20 protein-coding genes are annotated in these 16,561 nt (G+C 52.9%); 11 read left to right on the forward strand and 9 right to left on the reverse strand.

Annotation, left to right across the window (positions count from 1 at the left end; genetic code table 11):
- Window position 1: 1 nt before the first annotated feature.
- Both yajC and G3M78_13800 read right to left on the reverse strand, forming a co-directional pair.
- Entirely contained in the window at window positions 2-322 is a 321-nt protein-coding gene (gene yajC / locus G3M78_13795) for a preprotein translocase subunit YajC (GenBank protein QPJ66410.1), read from the reverse strand.
- Window positions 323-529: 207 nt separating this feature from the next.
- Window positions 530-1,048 (reverse strand): hypothetical protein, encoded by a 519-nt coding sequence (locus G3M78_13800; GenBank protein QPJ66411.1) that lies wholly within the window; start codon window positions 1,046-1,048, stop codon window positions 530-532.
- Between the two features lie 196 nt (window positions 1,049-1,244).
- Between G3M78_13800 and G3M78_13805 the strand changes: the two genes are divergently transcribed.
- Window positions 1,245-1,427 (forward strand): hypothetical protein, encoded by a 183-nt coding sequence (locus G3M78_13805; protein ID QPJ66412.1) that lies wholly within the window; start codon window positions 1,245-1,247, stop codon window positions 1,425-1,427.
- A gap of 108 nt (window positions 1,428-1,535) precedes the next feature.
- On the opposite strand, the gene G3M78_13810 is transcribed toward G3M78_13805, so the two are convergent.
- The 3 genes from G3M78_13810 to G3M78_13820 form a co-directional block, all read right to left on the reverse strand.
- A complete protein-coding gene (locus G3M78_13810; GenBank protein QPJ66413.1) occupies window positions 1,536-2,096 on the reverse strand; it encodes an NERD domain-containing protein in 561 nt (186 codons plus the stop codon).
- Window positions 2,097-2,195: 99 nt separating this feature from the next.
- The gene (locus G3M78_13815; GenBank protein ID QPJ66866.1) at window positions 2,196-3,785 is read right to left on the reverse strand and encodes an FAD-binding protein; all 1,590 of its coding nucleotides are present in this window, start codon (window positions 3,783-3,785) and stop codon (window positions 2,196-2,198) included.
- The gene (locus G3M78_13820; GenBank protein QPJ66414.1) at window positions 3,785-4,465 is read right to left on the reverse strand and encodes a 4Fe-4S dicluster domain-containing protein; all 681 of its coding nucleotides are present in this window, start codon (window positions 4,463-4,465) and stop codon (window positions 3,785-3,787) included. Before G3M78_13820 ends, G3M78_13815 begins: the two co-directional genes overlap by 1 nt.
- Before the next feature lie 153 nt (window positions 4,466-4,618).
- On the opposite strand from G3M78_13820, the gene G3M78_13825 reads away from it, so the two are divergent.
- From G3M78_13825 to G3M78_13850, 6 genes are all read left to right on the forward strand, one after another.
- Window positions 4,619-5,365, forward strand: a complete 747-nt coding sequence (locus G3M78_13825; protein QPJ66415.1) for a YebC/PmpR family DNA-binding transcriptional regulator — start codon at window positions 4,619-4,621, stop codon at window positions 5,363-5,365.
- Window positions 5,366-5,508: 143 nt separating this feature from the next.
- The gene (locus tag G3M78_13830) at window positions 5,509-5,952 is read left to right on the forward strand and encodes a YaiI/YqxD family protein (GenBank protein ID QPJ66416.1); all 444 of its coding nucleotides are present in this window, start codon (window positions 5,509-5,511) and stop codon (window positions 5,950-5,952) included.
- Between the two features lie 240 nt (window positions 5,953-6,192).
- Window positions 6,193-6,693: a crossover junction endodeoxyribonuclease RuvC gene (gene ruvC, locus G3M78_13835; protein ID QPJ66417.1), complete on the forward strand. Its 501-nt coding sequence runs from the start codon at window positions 6,193-6,195 to the stop codon at window positions 6,691-6,693.
- Entirely contained in the window at window positions 6,690-7,280 is a 591-nt protein-coding gene (gene ruvA / locus G3M78_13840; protein QPJ66418.1) for a Holliday junction branch migration protein RuvA, read from the forward strand. The genes ruvC and ruvA overlap by 4 nt, the downstream gene beginning before the upstream one ends.
- Before the next feature lie 14 nt (window positions 7,281-7,294).
- Entirely contained in the window at window positions 7,295-8,323 is a 1,029-nt protein-coding gene (gene ruvB / locus G3M78_13845) for a Holliday junction branch migration DNA helicase RuvB (GenBank protein ID QPJ66419.1), read from the forward strand.
- 68 nt (window positions 8,324-8,391) lie between these two features.
- Window positions 8,392-8,835: a DMT family transporter gene (locus G3M78_13850; GenBank protein QPJ66420.1), complete on the forward strand. Its 444-nt coding sequence runs from the start codon at window positions 8,392-8,394 to the stop codon at window positions 8,833-8,835.
- Window positions 8,836-9,099: 264 nt separating this feature from the next.
- Here the strand turns inward: G3M78_13850 and G3M78_13855 are convergent, their stop codons facing one another.
- The gene (locus G3M78_13855) at window positions 9,100-9,972 is read right to left on the reverse strand and encodes a PHP domain-containing protein (GenBank protein QPJ66421.1); all 873 of its coding nucleotides are present in this window, start codon (window positions 9,970-9,972) and stop codon (window positions 9,100-9,102) included.
- Window positions 9,973-10,063: 91 nt separating this feature from the next.
- Here G3M78_13855 and G3M78_13860 point away from each other — a divergent pair, with 91 nt between their 5' ends.
- From G3M78_13860 to G3M78_13875, 4 genes are read left to right on the forward strand one after another with little or no spacing between them, the layout of a single operon-like run.
- Window positions 10,064-11,383, forward strand: a complete 1,320-nt coding sequence (locus tag G3M78_13860; protein ID QPJ66422.1) for a hypothetical protein — start codon at window positions 10,064-10,066, stop codon at window positions 11,381-11,383.
- Between the two features lie 11 nt (window positions 11,384-11,394).
- Window positions 11,395-12,018, forward strand: coding sequence for a thioredoxin domain-containing protein (locus G3M78_13865; GenBank protein ID QPJ66423.1), 624 nt, complete (start codon window positions 11,395-11,397; stop codon window positions 12,016-12,018).
- Between the two features lie 19 nt (window positions 12,019-12,037).
- Window positions 12,038-13,618 carry a S41 family peptidase gene (locus tag G3M78_13870; protein ID QPJ66424.1) on the forward strand — a complete coding sequence of 527 codons (1,581 nt, stop codon included), beginning with the start codon at window positions 12,038-12,040 and terminating at the stop codon, window positions 13,616-13,618.
- Window positions 13,619-13,629: 11 nt separating this feature from the next.
- Window positions 13,630-13,872, forward strand: a complete 243-nt coding sequence (locus G3M78_13875; GenBank protein ID QPJ66425.1) for a hypothetical protein — start codon at window positions 13,630-13,632, stop codon at window positions 13,870-13,872.
- A 52-nt stretch (window positions 13,873-13,924) separates the two neighbouring features.
- On the opposite strand, the gene G3M78_13880 is transcribed toward G3M78_13875, so the two are convergent.
- From G3M78_13880 to G3M78_13890, 3 genes are all read right to left on the reverse strand, one after another.
- On the reverse strand, window positions 13,925-14,482 hold the full coding sequence (locus tag G3M78_13880; protein QPJ66426.1) for a hypothetical protein: 558 nt from the start codon (window positions 14,480-14,482) through the stop codon (window positions 13,925-13,927).
- Complete coding sequence (locus tag G3M78_13885; GenBank protein ID QPJ66427.1) at window positions 14,475-15,074, reverse strand: hypothetical protein; 600 nt, start codon at window positions 15,072-15,074, stop codon at window positions 14,475-14,477. Before G3M78_13885 ends, G3M78_13880 begins: the two co-directional genes overlap by 8 nt.
- 105 nt (window positions 15,075-15,179) lie before the next feature.
- Window positions 15,180-16,505, reverse strand: a complete 1,326-nt coding sequence (locus G3M78_13890) for an NCS2 family permease (GenBank protein QPJ66867.1) — start codon at window positions 16,503-16,505, stop codon at window positions 15,180-15,182.
- Window positions 16,506-16,561: the final 56 nt, after the last annotated feature.

Genomic DNA, 16,561 nt, shown 5'->3' on the forward strand with positions numbered 1-16,561 from the left:
GTTATTCCCTTTTAAGTGCTATTGAAGCACGGTTGATTTTAATCTTCACCGGGTGAGGCTGTTCGCATATCTGCAGAACAACCGTATCTTCTTTAATTTTCTTGATGGTGCCGTGGATTCCGCTCAAGGTCACGACGTTGTCGCCTTCCTTCAGCGCTTCCAGCATTTTCTGAGATTCTTTTTGCTTTTTCTGTTGAGGACGAATCAGGATGAAGTAAAAGATCAAAAACATCATGATCATGGGCGGCAACATGCCCAACAGTCCCGGTCCTCCTTCTTGCCCCTCTGGAGGAGGCATCATGGCAAACGCTAAATCAAGCATCTATTTTTTCCCCGATGATTATCCTTGGCGCAGGCGTACCGCCTGCCAGGGTTTCGTTTTGAATTAAAAATCAGCTAGTTGATTATGATTCTATGACTTTAATTACTGGAAGAATATAAACGGTTGCTTCTACCAGATCAATATTGTTTTGTCAAACCTAATAGGGAAAGCTCCTGCCCGATCACGCGCTATCTGGGCCTGAAAGCATCAATAGAAACTCGGAGCGATATTCTCTTCGCCGGTGAGTTCCCGGTAGAGCTTGTGAAATTCCTCGGTGGTCAAAGCGGGATTTCGTAGCGACTCCAATTGCTCGGGGGTGATCTTCGTTTCGGACTTGTCATCCCAGGCAGACGTTGCGATCGCCGCATAATTGGGAGGGTTGAGACTTTGAAAAATCAGGCCGTCGACATTATCGTTGTACTTGAGGGCAATGTCTATGACCAACTGCGCGTCTTGCGCTGTCAAACCGCTACCGAGAGCCACATTGGTGGGCGGGTGCCCCCCCCGTCGCTTCCAGTACTGGATCGTGTTCCGCAATACCTTGAAGGATTTGGATTTAAGAAATTCACGGATTTCTTTGTTGTTTTTCTTATGCTTGTATTCCAACCACATTTCTATCGTGCAAACGGTGGTGTCTCTGTCACCGCAAGGGCTTGCCGAAACATCGGTCGCCCAAACGGCTCCGCTAAATACAATCGCCGCGCACAGGCTTGTCAAATAGTTCAATCGATTCCTCCATATCCAATTCGGTTTTTTTGTTCATTGTAATCCATTCTCCCCCTACCCTGTCAAGAGACGACAACGCGCTTTTTGTTCCCCAATTTCTTACATTTTTTCTCAAATTTCACTTTTATTGGCTAAAGAATTTCTGAATTCATCCGTTAAGCAGAATAAGTCGAACTCTATTTGGGAGGTTTAGATCATGGATGTCAATTCCGCTTCCGGCGTTAGCCCGCAATTTCAGGCCGCCGCGACAAAAACTGCTTTGAACGTACAAAAACAGGAAGGCAATAACGCTGTGAAACTGATTGAATCTGCGGTTCAAGTCAGCGAACAAAGCGTTGCCAGCTCTAAAAGCGCCAATAAAGTAGACATCATCGTTTAAGCAAACTTCAAAAAACTTTCAGATCGGCAAGCTAAGGTCGCCGGCTGGAACTGCGCCATAAAATTCAGCAGGTCTACGCTTGCTTAGGCTTGATATTCCCTGCATCGCTCAGAAAACGTTTGGGTTCTGACTGACCTGTCGAATGATTTCTTCCTGTTGCTCGGGGGATAAAGTTTCGCGCTGGTATCTTAAAAAGAATTGCGGGAGCGCCGACAAGGGCGTCGCGCTGACGCCAAAATCGCTTCCCAATCGCGCATTCAAAAAAACCACAAGCGGAATGAGCGGATCGACTCCCAATTGCGGGGCGATCTGATTGACAATTTTTCTGTTCTCCAGCAGAGGATTGTAAACTGCGACCGTCTGCCCTCCCTGCTTCGCCCACCACTCCCGATCCCCCGGCCTTCCCGTCAAACGTCCCTTAAGACTGGAAATCGAGATGACAAAAACGCCGTAAGGCGAAACGACCAAGCGGTCGATGGAAACTATTCCCTGAGGCGTCGTCAAACTCACATCCTTCAAAATTTGATACGACTCGCCCAATCTGGAGAGACGAGCGTCCAGCGCCTGCGGCGTACCGCCTCCCTGCCAAAACCAGCGTTTCCAGATAAAAAAAGCGGCTGCCAGAGCCACCGCCGCTATTAGAAATGTCGTTGAGTCCCAGTGTTGCATCGTACGCTCTTAGAAATGAAGAAAACGACGACCCGTCCCCCGGTCGCCATTAAAAATGTCGTTGAATCCCAGTGTTGCATCGGGTGCGAGTCAGAGGGCTCACTGCCCCGGCGTGGCGTTCATATTCATTTCGACAGGGAAAAGTTGCGGCCCCTGCACAGACGACTCACTCAGTTTCTGCAAGTCCCGCTGAAACCGATCCGCCGCAGAGCGCGTCGCCGCCTTCCTCTCCGGCAACTGCGCTTTGATAGATTCCCCGGCGCGTCGGCCAAAGGTAATGATATCGAGCAGGGAATTTCCCATCAAACGATTCGTTCCATGCAAACCTCCCGTCACTTCACCCGCCGCCCAGAGTCCATTGATCTCGGTTCGACACCATTCGTCGACGCGCACGCCGCCATTCTGATAATGCAGGGTAGGATAGATCAGGATCGGCGTCTGCGAGGGATCGATTCCAAACGGCGCGAAGCGATGCACAATACCGGGAAACTGTTTTTGCAAGGTCCCGGCGCCATGTTTGATATCTATCAGCGGCGTGTCCAGCCACACCCCGCAACTTCCCGCCGGGGTTTGAATGCCTCGACCCTCGCGCACCTCGCGAATGATCGCCGCCGCCAGCACATCGCGATAAGTCAGTTCGTTGATAAAACAATGCCCCTCGTTATTCACCACCTGCGCTCCGACGGACCGGATCGCTTCCGTCACAAGGCGCCCGGACATCGCTTCCGGATAGCAACTGCCGCTGGGATGGTATTGAAAACTGCCGCCATGCTCCAGATGACAGCCCTGGCGATAAGCGAGAACGAGACCGTCTCCCGTGGCGCCCACATGATTGCTCGTGCCGAACTGCTGAAAACGGAGCTGACCCGCGCCCCCCGTCGCCAGCAAAACCGCGCGCGCGGAAACCGACTGCAAACAGTTCTTCTGACGATTCCAGATCGTCGCGCCGCTGACCTGCCCGGCGCCGTCGTCGAGCAATTCCAGCGCGGGACAATCTTCCATGATCTCCGTCGTCGTCAACCGCGTCGCATCTTTTAATGTGCGCATGATCTCAAGCCCGGTGTAATCCCGGCAAGCCAGCACTCTGGGAACCGACGCGCCGCCGCCAAGGCGAAGTCGAAACATTCCCTCTTCGGTCACATCGAACAGGCAACCCAATTCCGTCAGCCAGCGAATCCCCTCCGGCCCCTGCTCGCACAGGCGCTTCAACAATTGAGGATCGTTCTTGCCGTGGCCGCCCACCAGAGAATCGGCGAAATGACGTTGCGCGGAATCCTCCGGCCCCAACGCCGCCTGAATTCCCCCTTCCGCCATCACCGTATTCGAATCGCCCAGGCGCAATTTGGCGCATAGGAGCGTTTTCAAACCCGACTCGTTCAGAGCCAGCGCCGCAGAGCAGGCCGCCCCGCCGCCGCCAATGATGAGCACGTCGGTTTCTATATCCGCCGCTGGAACGTAGTCGTCCGGCAATCGACTTTTCGATTCCAGCAAGTCCGCCAGTTCGATGGGAAACGCCGTCGCGTTGGCGTTGGCTCCAACTGCAATGCTCCGCCCCTTGCCTGAGTGATCGGGATGGTGTTCCTGCAATAACCGATCAACCTCTTCTTGCGACAATTCTTCATGAACCGCGTTGCGACGCGCTTCGCGGGAATCCTCCAATCGTTTCAGCGAGTCTCTGGCCCATTCCATCATGATTCCACCCTCCCCGTTTTTCGAAACTCGCGACAGCGCGCCAGTCGGGTTTCTTCATCGCAATCCAGTAAAAGATCCCAGGATTCATCAGGAGAATTCACGGCGCTTCCTGCAAGCCTTTCCCAATTTTGCGCCATACCCAGGGAACGGCGCACCCACATGCCCATGTTATGCGGCTTCACCCGGTCTTCGCAGACGACCCGGCATTGACCGCAATGAATACAGGATGTGAAATCTTCCGCCGCCTCCTCAAAGGCGCCCGAGCGCATTCGCGTGACCGAATCCATGACCGGAATGTCCATCGGGCAGACCATCGAACAGGCTCCGCATTTGGTGCAACGGTCCAGAGTCGGAAAGGCCGCGCGGATGGATTCAGGGCTGATCTCCCGATTCGGCGCCACCGCCGGTATCGTTGGAGCTGGATAGGGAAAAACCGTCATGCCGTCTTCCACCTGTCGTTGACAGGCCAGATCGATGAGGGTTTTACTATCCCCTTTCAACTGGATTGAAACCGTGCAGGCGCCGCAGACCCCGCCGTCGCATCCGGTCTGCACCTCGCCCGCCCGTCCCGCCTCCCACAAGGCATGCGTCAGCGTCAGGCCGGGTCGGGCCTTCAAAGCTTTTCCTGAAACGATCACTTCAATATGTTCCTGGCTCATAACATTAATTCCCGCCATTGATTTTCATAATTTTTAAACTCTGCTGATTATCAGGCCTTGCAAAAGCCAGCGCAAACAAAAATCCGTCGCGTCCCCGGACAAAACCGCATTGAACCCGTCGCGATATCTGTGCTAAATTGAGCCAACAAAAATTCTCAAAAAGGAAGCTCCATGTCCGGTCATTCCAAGTGGGCCAGCATCAAACATAAAAAAGGCGCGGCGGACGCCAAGCGCGGCAAGATTTTCACCCGCATCATTAAAGAGATCACCGTCGCCGCGCGTTTGGGCGGAGGCGACGCAGACGGCAACCCTCGTTTACGCACCGCGATTCTGTCCGCCAAGCAGGCCAACATGCCTCAGGATAACATCATCCGCGCCATCAAAAAAGGAACCGGCGAGCTTGAAGGCGTTCAGTATGAAGAGATCACCTACGAGGGTTATGGCCCCGGTGGCGTCGCGATTTTTATCGAAGTGATGACCGACAATCGTAATCGGACGATCGGAGAAATCCGCTCCATCTTTGGAAAAAACGGCGGCAACATCGGCGAAAACGGATGCGTCGGCTGGATTTTTGAGCAAAAAGGATTCTTCACCGTTCCCGCAGAAGGCCGCGAAGAAGATGAATTGATGGAGCTCATCATCGAATCCGGCGCCGAGGATTTAAAACTCGAAGGCGAATATTTCGAGATCACCTGCGCGGTTGAAAATTTCGAGCTGGTCCGAAAAGCTCTGGAAGACGCCGAGATCCCGACCGAAACAGCCGAACTGACGCGCATTCCACAGAACACGGTTCCAGTCGAAGAGTCCAACGTCAAACAACTGATACGCCTCATGGACGGTTTGGACGACCACGACGACGTGCAAAAATCCTACGCCAACTTTGACATCTCCGACGAAGTGCTGGCAACGCTCGACTGAGCAGGGTCAAATTCAGTTCCGCAGGGTCGCGCTCTACCGGCGCCCGATGAAACATCAGGCTTGTCATTTCTTCCACCCGCATATCTTAAACCTTGCATGAACCCCTTTCGTTTTCCAACCTTACTGCGCCCAGACCGATCAAAATGAAAATATGGGTCGATGCCGACGCCTGCCCCCGACCGGTCAAGGACATCCTGTTTCGCGTCGCTGAACGCACCGAAGTGTCGGTGACGCTGGTCGCCAACCAATGGTTGCGCCTGCCCGATTCGCCATTCATTCATTTGATTCTGGTAGGACAGGGCGCCGATATTGCGGACGACGAAATCGTCAAACAATGCGATACAGGTGATTTGATCATCACCGCCGACATCCCGCTGGCGGCGCGCGTGGTGGAAAAAGGCGCGCTGGCGCTCGACCCTCGCGGTTCTGTTTACGACAAGGAAAATATTGGACAATTGTTGAGCATGCGCAATTTCATGGACAGCCTGCGCAGCGCCGGAGTCGAGACCGGCGGCCCGGACATTTTTGGAAAGAAGGAGCGCATGAAATTCGCCAATGAGCTGGATCGCATCATCGCGCGTCGATAACAATCATTTCTGCATATTGACCCCCCTCATTGAAGCGAGTAATATGAAGAGCGATTTAGTATGCAAGCCATTGAAATAAAATATTTTTCAAACGTTCTGCCAGACAACCCCGAGGCAGTCAGTGGAACGCCGATAACGATTCGCTTGCAATCGTATGGCCCCTGTTTTTAATATCTAACCGCGACCCGGTTTCTCTCCAAATGTTGCCTGAAAAATTTCACCAGACGGGAATTTCATAAAATGCGTATCCTTGGAATCGATCCGGGCAGTAACTGCACCGGCTACGGCATTGTCGAGGAATCCGGCTCCAGCCTGAAGGCCGTGTGCTGGGGCGGCATTCGCAATCCGGCCAAAGCTTCGTTTCCCGATCGTCTCAAACGCATTCACGATGAATTGCTCGGCGTGATCCAGAAACACCAGCCCGACGGAGCCGCCGTCGAAGACTTGTTCTTTGCGGTCAACGTCAAAAGCGCGCTGAAACTTGGACAAACACGCGGCGCCATCTTGCTGACCCTGGCGAATGCAAATCTGGAAATCGGAGAATACAGTCCATTGGAGATCAAACAGGCGGTAGCGGGTTACGGAAGGGCCGAAAAATCTCAGGTGCAGTCCATGGTCAAGACCCTGCTCAGCCTCAAGGAAGACCCGGAGCCGCTCGACGCCTCCGACGCGCTCGCCGTTGCGATTTGTCATATCCATTCATCCGCCTTGAAAACGCGCATCGCCGGGAGCCGAAAATGATCGCCCGTCTTTCAGGAATTCTGACTCTGCGTTCGCCGGAACGTTTGGTGATCGACGTCAACGGCGTCGGCTACCTCGTTCATTCGCCGCTCTCGACCTTTTACGAACTGCCCGCGCAGGGCCAGTCGGTGACTCTGAATATATACACGCATGTGAGCGATCAGGCCATGAAGCTGTTTGGCTTCCTCAGCGATGAAGAGCAGACTCTGTTTGAAAACCTCATTAGCGTGAACAAGGTCGGCCCCAAACTGGCGCTGGCGATCCTCTCCGGCATGGACCCGGAAAAACTGATAGGCGCGATTCAGGCCAACGACGTGGCCTTGTTGAGCCGCATTCCCGGCGTTGGAAAAAAAACCGCCGAGCGGCTGGCGCTGGAGATGCGCGACAAATTACCCAAAATGGATATCGTCGCGAATGCCGAAGCCTCCGTTTCCCATGAATCGGAAGCGCTCCGCGACGCCTTGTCGGCGCTGACCAATCTGGGCTACCGCAAGGCCGATGCCGAGATCGCTTTGAAACGTCTGTCGGAACAGGGCGACAAGGACCTCGAAACATTGATTAAAGAAAGTCTCAACCTGCTGTCTTGAACCGGACCCAATGAATGGATGAAGAACGTTTGACAGACCCGGCAGAAGAACAGGACGAAGTCCGCTTCGAGACCGCTCTGCGCCCGCTCACTTTCAACGACTACATCGGTCAGGATAAAGTGAAGAGCAACCTGGAAATTTTTATTTCCGCCGCGCGCATGCGTGGGGAAACGCTCGACCACTGCCTGTTCTACGGCCCGCCCGGTCTGGGCAAAACGACTCTGTCAAATATCATCGCCGCAGAAATGGGGGCAAATTTGAAAGGCACCTCCGGGCCTGCCATCGAAAAAACCGGGGACCTCGCCGCCATCCTGACCAATCTTAAAAAAGGCGACATCCTCTTCATCGACGAAATCCATCGTTTGTCCACGGTCATCGAAGAAATCCTTTATTCCGCGATGGAAGATTTTCAACTGGATATCATGATCGGGCAAGGTCCGAGCGCGCGCTCCATCAAACTGGAACTGCCGCCCTTCACGCTCATTGGCGCGACGACGCGCGCGGGTCTTTTGACTTCTCCCCTGCGCGACCGTTTTGGCGTCGTGCATCGTCTCGACCATTACAGCGCCGAAGAACTCGAAATCATCGTGTCTCGATCCGCCGCCATTCTCAAAGTGGAGATCGTGCCCGAGGGAGCGAGCGAAATCGCCCGCCGTTCGCGCGGCACCCCGCGCATCGCCAATCGGCTACTGCGGCGCGTGCGCGATTACGCCCAGGTCAAGGCCGACGGCGTCGTCAATCGCGCGGTGGCCAGTCACGCCCTTGAAATGCTGGAAGTCGATTCGATGGGACTGGACAAAATGGATCACAAACTCATGCGCACGCTCATCGAAAAATTTCGCGGCGGCCCGGTCGGCGTGGAAAGCCTTGCGGCTTCCATCAGCGAAGAAAAAGACGCCATCGAAGACATTCTCGAACCCTTTCTTCTGCAATCGGGTTTGATCCAACGCACCCCGAGAGGTCGCGTCGCCACCCCTTTCGCCTATCAGCATTTTGGCGTTCTGCCGCCGTCAGAACAGGGGAATCAGGACAACTTGTTCTAAACTCAGGAACCGGAGCATTCCCTCCAGGTTCTTTCCATTCATTTCGAATTCAACAGCGAGGATGAATCATGGGATATTTTTATCTCGGGCTTGCGCTACTGGGCGGCATCGCCATTCCCATTCAGGTGGGCATCAACGCCAGCCTTGCCAAACAACTGGACAGTTCAACGATGGCGGCGTTCATCTCCTTCGCCGTAGGGGCCATCGGCTTGCTGATCTACAATCTGACGACGCGGCAGTCTCTGCCCGCTTTCGACACGGCGGCGCGCCTCCCCGTCTGGATGTGGGCTGGCGGCTTGCTCGGAGCCTTCGTCGTCTGGGTCGCCATCGCCAGCGGCCACAAGATCGGCGCGCTCAGTTTGATGGGAGCATTTCTGGCGGGCCAATTGTTCGCCACTCTGGTCATCGACCATTATGGATTACTGGGATTTCCTGAAAGACCGCTGAACTGGGAGCGGATGCTGGGCACCGGTTTTCTGATTCTTGGCGTGGCTCTGATCCGAAAATTTTGAACATAAAAAAAGCCCCGCCAGAAACTGGCGGGGCTTAAAAGAGCAAGGGAGCTACCGTTAACCTGGCGTTAACAAGTTTTCCCGGAAGCTCCCCAAATTATACTGTGACTAGACAAGGGATCACCTCCTTTTGATCCAGGGGGGCCTTATCTGCGCTGTCGGGCTCCCTGGCGCCCAGAAGCGCAACGCACGATACCTACGCAAATATAATAACTTTTTTAATTCCAAAAAGTCAACGATCCAAACATCGTTTCAGACAGGGATTCAACCCCAGGCTTTTTTGAATTCTTCAACGAAACCGTGATCCATTTTTGAACTGCCCAGCAACTTGGCGGATTGCCCTGTGGAGAATCCATGAAAGTCCCGGCTCCCTGTGATAATCAAACCAAAACGTCTGGCCAGTCCCTTGTAATAGTCCACCTTGCCGATGCGCTCGTGGTAGGGGTAAACGCATTCCAGTCCCATCAACCCGTAAGACTTCAATTCTTCCACCATTCCGGGAACATCAGAATACTGTCGTCCTTTGCTGGGATTGTAGAGCGAATAGGCCCGCTCGCCGGGATGCGCCAGCACGGAGATGCCGCCGCTTTCGCCAATCAGGCGCAGGGCTTCTTCGATAACAATATTTTTTCTGAGAACATTATGCGGAGCAAGGTATTTGTCGAACGCCTCGCGCGTTGACGACACGATTTTCAGGCGAACCATTTCCCGCGCCAGATGAGGCCGAGCCAGCACGCCTTCGGCGGCGCGCCGAACATTTTCAAATTCGATAGTCCCTTGATGACGTTCCGGAACCAGTCCGTTGATTTTGTCCACCAAGTCGCGCATGCGCTTCTCGCGCAAAGCCGACATATCGTGAACCTTTGCCATCAATTCGGGAAGAATGGATTCATAGGATTTGAAATAACCCAGCACATGCAGTTGGAAATCCCGGTACGTCACGGTGATTTCGATGCCGGGAAAGCCCATGATCCCCTTTTCGCGCGTCGCTTCAAGAAATTCAGGAATTCCTTCGAAGGTATCGTGATCCGTCAGGCTGAGCACATTTACAGAATTCTTGTGCGCAATATCCACCAGCTTGCCCGGCGGAAATTCCCCGTCAGAATAATTGGAATGCATGTGAATTTCAGATTTCATCCTTCGACCTAGTGAAATAACCTGCGATTATCGTATAATAGCAGAATAGATAGTCTTTGTATAAATACTTTATAGAGAACCCTCGTTACCCATGCCCGGATTTCCAGCCCTTCTGGCCTTCATTACATTATGTTTCACCATCGCCTGCGCCAAGCCGCCCGTCCAGGCATCCACCTCTGGAGAGTTTTTGCTTGTCTATTCGGGCAACACACTTGGGGAGTTGAAACCCTGCGGATGCTCGGGAGAAGAGGACCAGGGCGGCATTGAAAAACGCATGACTTACCTGAAGAAAACCCGAGCTGAAAACAAACACATGGTTCTGGTCGACACGGGAGATAATTTTGATGCGCCGACGCGGCAGGGGAAAATCAAAGCGCGTTACCTGATCGAAAGCATGCAGGCGATGAACTACGACGCCGTCCTGACCGGCGACAAGGATTATCTTTATGGCGAGAAATTTTTGATCGACCGCGGCCCCCTGCCCTGGCTGGGAAGTAATTTCAAGCACGACGCCATTCCCTTCGCTCCGGCGAAAATCAAAAAATTCGATAACGGGATCAAGCTCGCCCTGCTGGCAGTGGGCGATCCGGAACTTTATTACGCCGCGCATTCATCGCAATTGCACATCGGCGACCCGGAGGAAGCTGTTCGTTCCAGCGTTCAGGCCCTGCAAAAAAGCGAGGCGCCTGACATTATCGTCCTAATGACCCACATGACCCGGGACCGCGCCCTTCCCTTTCTCGATATCGACGGCGTTCACATCGTCGTCAACGGGAATATCGAGAGCGCCGAAGATGTGATTGACATGAAAGCCGTCAGGAAAGACGGCAAAATTTTCGCGCAGACCAGTCCGCGCGGACAGAAAATGGGAGAAATTCGCGTGCAGATTGGAGCCGATGGAAGCCTCGACTTCAAGCACCAAATGGTCCCCCTGGCTTCAAAATTCGAATTTGATCCAGCCATGAGCGAACTCTACGCGCGCTATAATGAAGAAGTGGAAGGCCTGTTCTTTGAAACCATGGCCGCCCGACGCGATAAAAACAAAAACAAACGTTTTGCGTCCAGCAAGGTCTGCAAAAACTGCCACAGCGAAGCATATAAAACGTGGAAGAATTCCCGCCACGGGCACGCCTATGATACTCTGGTCAAGGTCAACAAATCCTTCGACCCCGAATGTCTTGCCTGCCACGTTGTGGGTTTGAATCAAGACGGAGGATTTGTCAGCGAAATCGACACGCCTGAATTGAAAAATGTACAATGTGAAAACTGTCACGGAGACGGAGCGGGTCACGCTCAGTCGCCTCAAGCCGGATTTGGTCGCAACGCGAACGCCGCGTGCAAGAATTGCCATTCAAGCGACCACAGCCCCAAATTCAATTTCAACGCCTATTGGCCCAAAATAAAACACTGAAGGAGACGCACATGAGATTTATTTTAACCCTGCTGTTAACCCTGATGATCCTCGTCCCAAATATCGCTTGCGCGGAAGAAAAAATTAGAGGAAATTACAAGGTGATCGGCGACCTTGAAAAATTAAAGGGCGCCAAGCAAATCGAAGTGAAGGAGTTTTTCAACTTCTCCTGCGGTCATTGCTACCGATTCCTGGCGACAGCCGAAACGCTTCACAAGAAATACAAGGACAAGCTCTACCATAAAAAGTATCCTATCTACTGGGGCAACCAGACTCCCTATCCCTCGCGCGCTTTTTATATCGCCGACGAGTTGGGAATCCAGGAAAAGTTCACACACGAATTGTTTGACACCAATTTCAAATTGAACATCAATATTTTCCAGGTAAAAGTTATCAAGTTTCTCGCCAGCGACATGGGCGTCGGCAAACAAATGCAGGAAGGGATGGAGAACCCGGCGATACAGGCAAAAGCTCAAGAGGCTCTCAACCTTGCCAAACAGTACAACGCCGATGAAACGCCCACGATCATCATCAACGACGTGTTGAAAGTCACCCCCAGTCTTTACAACGGAAGCGTTGACGAAATGACGGCGGGTCTGGATATGATTTTCGAAGACATTCTCAATCAAAAGTAATTTACGGATGCGCATTCCATTGAAACCGAAAATCATCGCCACGCTCATTCTCACCGCCCTGGTCGCCATTGCGGCTTCTCCGTCCGGCCCTGGGACCTACAGTCCCATGTCGCCTAAAATCGCGCATGCGGGATTTTTCAGCCAGGATCTGGAGCTGTTTGAAGAAGTTGTCGATCTGGTTTCCGACAAATACGTCTATCCTCCCGATTACAGGAAATTGTTCGAAGGGGCGTTTGAGGGCATGGTCGCCTTCGTCGACGACAAGGAACTGATCCATCAAAAAGCGGGCGCCAAAGGCATGCTCCGGTGGAAGGGACGCAACCTGCCCTACCGCCTGACCTACAATTTTAAAGACAATATGAACGCCCTCAAGAAGGCCTATTATTTTCTTGCCGAAGGCATGGACGAAAAATCTCTGAACAGAGACCTTGAGTTTGCGGGCATCAACGGCATGATGGAAACGCTGGACCTCTATTCTCAATTCATGGATCAGAGTATGTTCGACCGATCCATGCGCGACACGGAGGGCAAGTACGGCGGCCTGGGCATGCTGATCACCATGAAAGACAAGCGTCTCGAAGTGGTGAAGACCATGCCCAATTCACCGGCGCGGAAAGCCGGAATTCTTTCCGGCGACCTGTTTGTGAAAGCGGATGGAAGGGACGTCAAGGACACCCAGATTGAGGACCTTGCCGAAATGTTGCGCGGCTACCCCGACACGCGCGTCTCGATTTCTCTGGAGCGACCGTCCGAGAAAAAAATTTACGATTACGAACTGACGCGAAAAACGATCGAAATCGAAAGCGTCCATTACGAAAAACTCGCCGGGCCGGTCGGCCATATACGCATCACCAGTTTTTCAAAACAAACCGACGAGCAATTGATCGTAGCCTTGCAACAAGCGAAAAAAGATCGGGTACGCGGCTACATACTTGATCTGCGCGACAATCCCGGCGGCCTGCTCACCCAGTCGGTGAAAGTGGCGGGACATTTTCTATCGCCCAACCGCCTGGTGGTGTACACTCAGGGAAGAACCCGCTCCAACTATCAGGAGTATCGATCAGAAATAGAAAACACGCTTCACGAAAAGCCGATCGTCGCCCTCATCAACGGCAACAGCGCCAGCGCATCCGAAATTGTCGCTGGGGCTTTGCGCGACGTGGGACTCGCTCTGGTTCTTGGCGAAACTTCCTATGGCAAGGGATCGGTTCAAACTATTTTCAGGATCAGTGAAGGCGCCGGTCTGCGTTTGACCACGTCAAAATATTACACGCCGTCGGGAATCGATATCACGGAACATGGCATCATACCGGATATTATGGTGGAGGACGATCAGTTCGAAACCGAGAAGACTGCGGATACAAACACCGAAGTGGACGCCGTATTTCAACACAAGAAATCGCCTCTCCCCGGTTACCCATCGATTCGGATGAAACTGTCCGACGTGGAAAAACTGGTTCGGAGTCGCGGCATCAAACTGGATGAAGAACACGACCCTCTTCTGGGCTTTGCTCAAATGTCGCTTGAAAACATCGTCACTGCGGACAAATTAAAAACGCTGGAGCATGCAAAAGAGCTTGCGGCGAACATCATTTATTAAGGGAGTCAAGAGTGAACATCATCAACATCGATTACGACAGCAACCTTGTGGAAAGCGAATACCATAAATGGGAGATCGTTTCCAACAACGACAATAAATTCTTACTGCTTCAACGCCAGGAAGGCGAACGCTTCGTCGCCGCTGAAGCGGACGTTAAAAAGAAACATATCTGGGAAGTTAAAGAAATCGCCTACCGCGGTCCCAATGGGGACACTTATTTTTACGACGAAGACAGCGGCATCATTAAACTCTGAGGAGGCTGACAGGTTCAGGCTTGTTTCTACGCCTGCTTGAAAAATTTACGGCTCAGTAGAGTTCGAGGGATTTCAGGTAGGATAATTTTTGCTTCAGCGTTTCCTTGGTATCGCCGGACAGAAAATTACCGCGCAGGTCCAGTTTCTTCAATCGGGGGAAACGATCCCGGTTCTCTGCAAACGCCAGCGCTCCCTCGTCCCGCACTTCCGCCCAATTCAGTTGCAATTCCTCCAGAACCGGGAAACCGGATGATGCGGCCACTTCAAGCGCGCCCGCGTCGCCCAGAATATTGTGGCGTAAGATCAGTTTTTTGAGTTTGGGAAATTGCGCCGAAGATAACAAGCGCGCGCCTTCTGCAGATAAATCATTATAACGCAAATCCAGTTTTTCCAGCCCGGCGATCACAGGGCTTCCTATTAAAAAGCGGACGCCCTCGTCGCCAATTTTCTTGCCGTTCAAATCAAGAAACTTTCCGTTGCGCTTCAATTGCGAATCGAAGAGCGATTGATAGTCAATCTCCTCTTTAACCGCCGCCTGAGCAAAACTGGCAACGAAAAAAACAAATGCCAGAGACAGCCAGACATAACTGAATCGCAATCGGCTAGCCATTGCTCGCGCCTTCTTTCGCCATTTTCTCTTTGTATTTTTTCAGATCTTCCAGACTGTTGATCACGACTTCATCATCGTCGTCGTCTTCCGCATCATCCTCATAAATAAAATCTTCGATATCGTCGAGATGCAAATGGCACAGGCGCGCATTACATTTAGCGGCCTTGAGCGCGTCGACTCCGTCGCGGCGTATCCGGTTCCCGGTCAAATACAAATGCTTCAACTTGACCAGCGTTTCAGACTCTGCCAGAGCGATGGCTCCGTCGTCTTCCACCAGGTTGCCGTAGAGCGACAATTTCCTCAATTTCCCAAAATAGGGAGATTCCGCGATCGCCTTGACGCCGTCGTCGCCGATCACATTGCCGTAAATATCCAGCTCTGTCAGATTTTTAAAAAACTCTGAGTTGGCGATTGCGATGATGCCTTCGTCGCCAATATTGTTATTGGGCAGACTGAGACGTTTTAATTTTCTCAGGGCTTTGGAATTGGAAACCGCGACCGCTCCCTTGTCTCCGAGTTTCTGATTGCTCAGATCCAGGGTTTTTTTATCAGCCGTCAGAAATTGTTTGATCAAATATTCAACGCTGGCCACACGATTCTCCAGTCAGATAGGTTTCTCAGATTGCTCTCTTTAGATTGCTTGACTGATTATATCACATTCTTTAATGCGAACCGTCGAAGGAATCAACTGGAGTTTTCAGGCCCAGGCGAAACGAACCAGAAACGCCGCCGCAATCGCGTAAAGGCCCCAGTGACACTCTCTGCCCTTGCCGCCCAGCAATTGAATTAAAGGATAGCTGATAAAACCCAGCGCCATGCCGTCGGCGATGCTGTAGGTGAAGGGGATGCCGCAAATGATGAGATAGGCCGGAAGCGCCTCGTCCCAGGCGCTCCAATTGATCTTCACGCACTGGGAAACCATCATGCAACCGACGATGATAAGTACCGGCGCTGTGATGGGGTACAGGGTCAGGTCTCCCTGACGATAACCGCCGCCGATCATTTCCGCTATCGGGAAAAACCAGAGCGAGAATAAAAATAACAGGCCGGCGACAACGCTGGTCAGTCCCGTCCGCCCTCCCTCCGCCACTCCGGCGGAACTTTCGATATAACAGACCACCGTCGAGACGCCAGCGCTCGCTCCAAAAGTCGTCGCCACGGCGTCCGGGAGCAAGGCTCTCTGCGCCCGGGGCAACTTGCCGTCTTTAATGAAGCCGCCCTGTTGCCCCACGCCCACCAGGGTGCCCGCCGTATCGAAAATATCGACAAACACGAACACCGCGATGATGGTGACGATGCCCAGGTCGAAAGCCGCCCCAAGTTCCATCTTCATCCAGGTCCCGCCGATCCCCGGCGGCGACGAGATGATCCCCTTGAATTCGGCAAGGCCGAGAGGAACCGCCAGAGCCGTCAAAACCAGCAATCCAATCAATATCGCGCCCGGCGTTTTGCGATACAACAAAGCCCCCATCAGCGTCACTCCAAACAGGGTGAAGAGCGCTGGCAGGTCGCGAAGATCACCCATCTGCACCAGCGCATCGGGATGATCCACGACCAATCCCCCTTGCGTCATGCCGATGAATGCGATGAACAAACCGATCCCGACAGCGATGCCGCATTTCATGGCATTTGGGATCAAGACGATGATTGCCTCGCGAACCCGAAGAAGCGTCAGGATGATGAGCAGAATCCCGGATATGAAAACCGCTCCCAATGCGGTTTCCCAAGGAATCCCCTGGCCGATGACGACGGTGTAGGTGAAGTAAAAATTGATGCCCATTCCCGGCGCCAGCAGGATCGGGTAATTCGCCAACAAGCCCATGAGCAGGCAACCGAGCGCGGAGGCCAGACAGGTTGCGGTCATCACCGAACCAAAATCCATTCCTGCTTGCGACAAAACGGCAGGCTGAACAAAAATGATGTAGGAGGCGGTGATGAACGAGGTCAATCCGGCGCGGATTTCGGTTCCAACATTCGTACCGTTTTCTTCCAGCGCAAACCAGCGCTTCAATCGGGTTTCAATGACTTGGGGAATCGCAATCATCGGTTGGGATCAGGCCGGGCTGGCGGTAAAGCGAA

Origin of the sequence: Candidatus Nitrohelix vancouverensis (assembly GCA_015698305.1) — a bacterium.
Taxonomy (GTDB): domain Bacteria; phylum Nitrospinota; class Nitrospinia; order Nitrospinales; family VA-1; genus Nitrohelix; species Nitrohelix vancouverensis.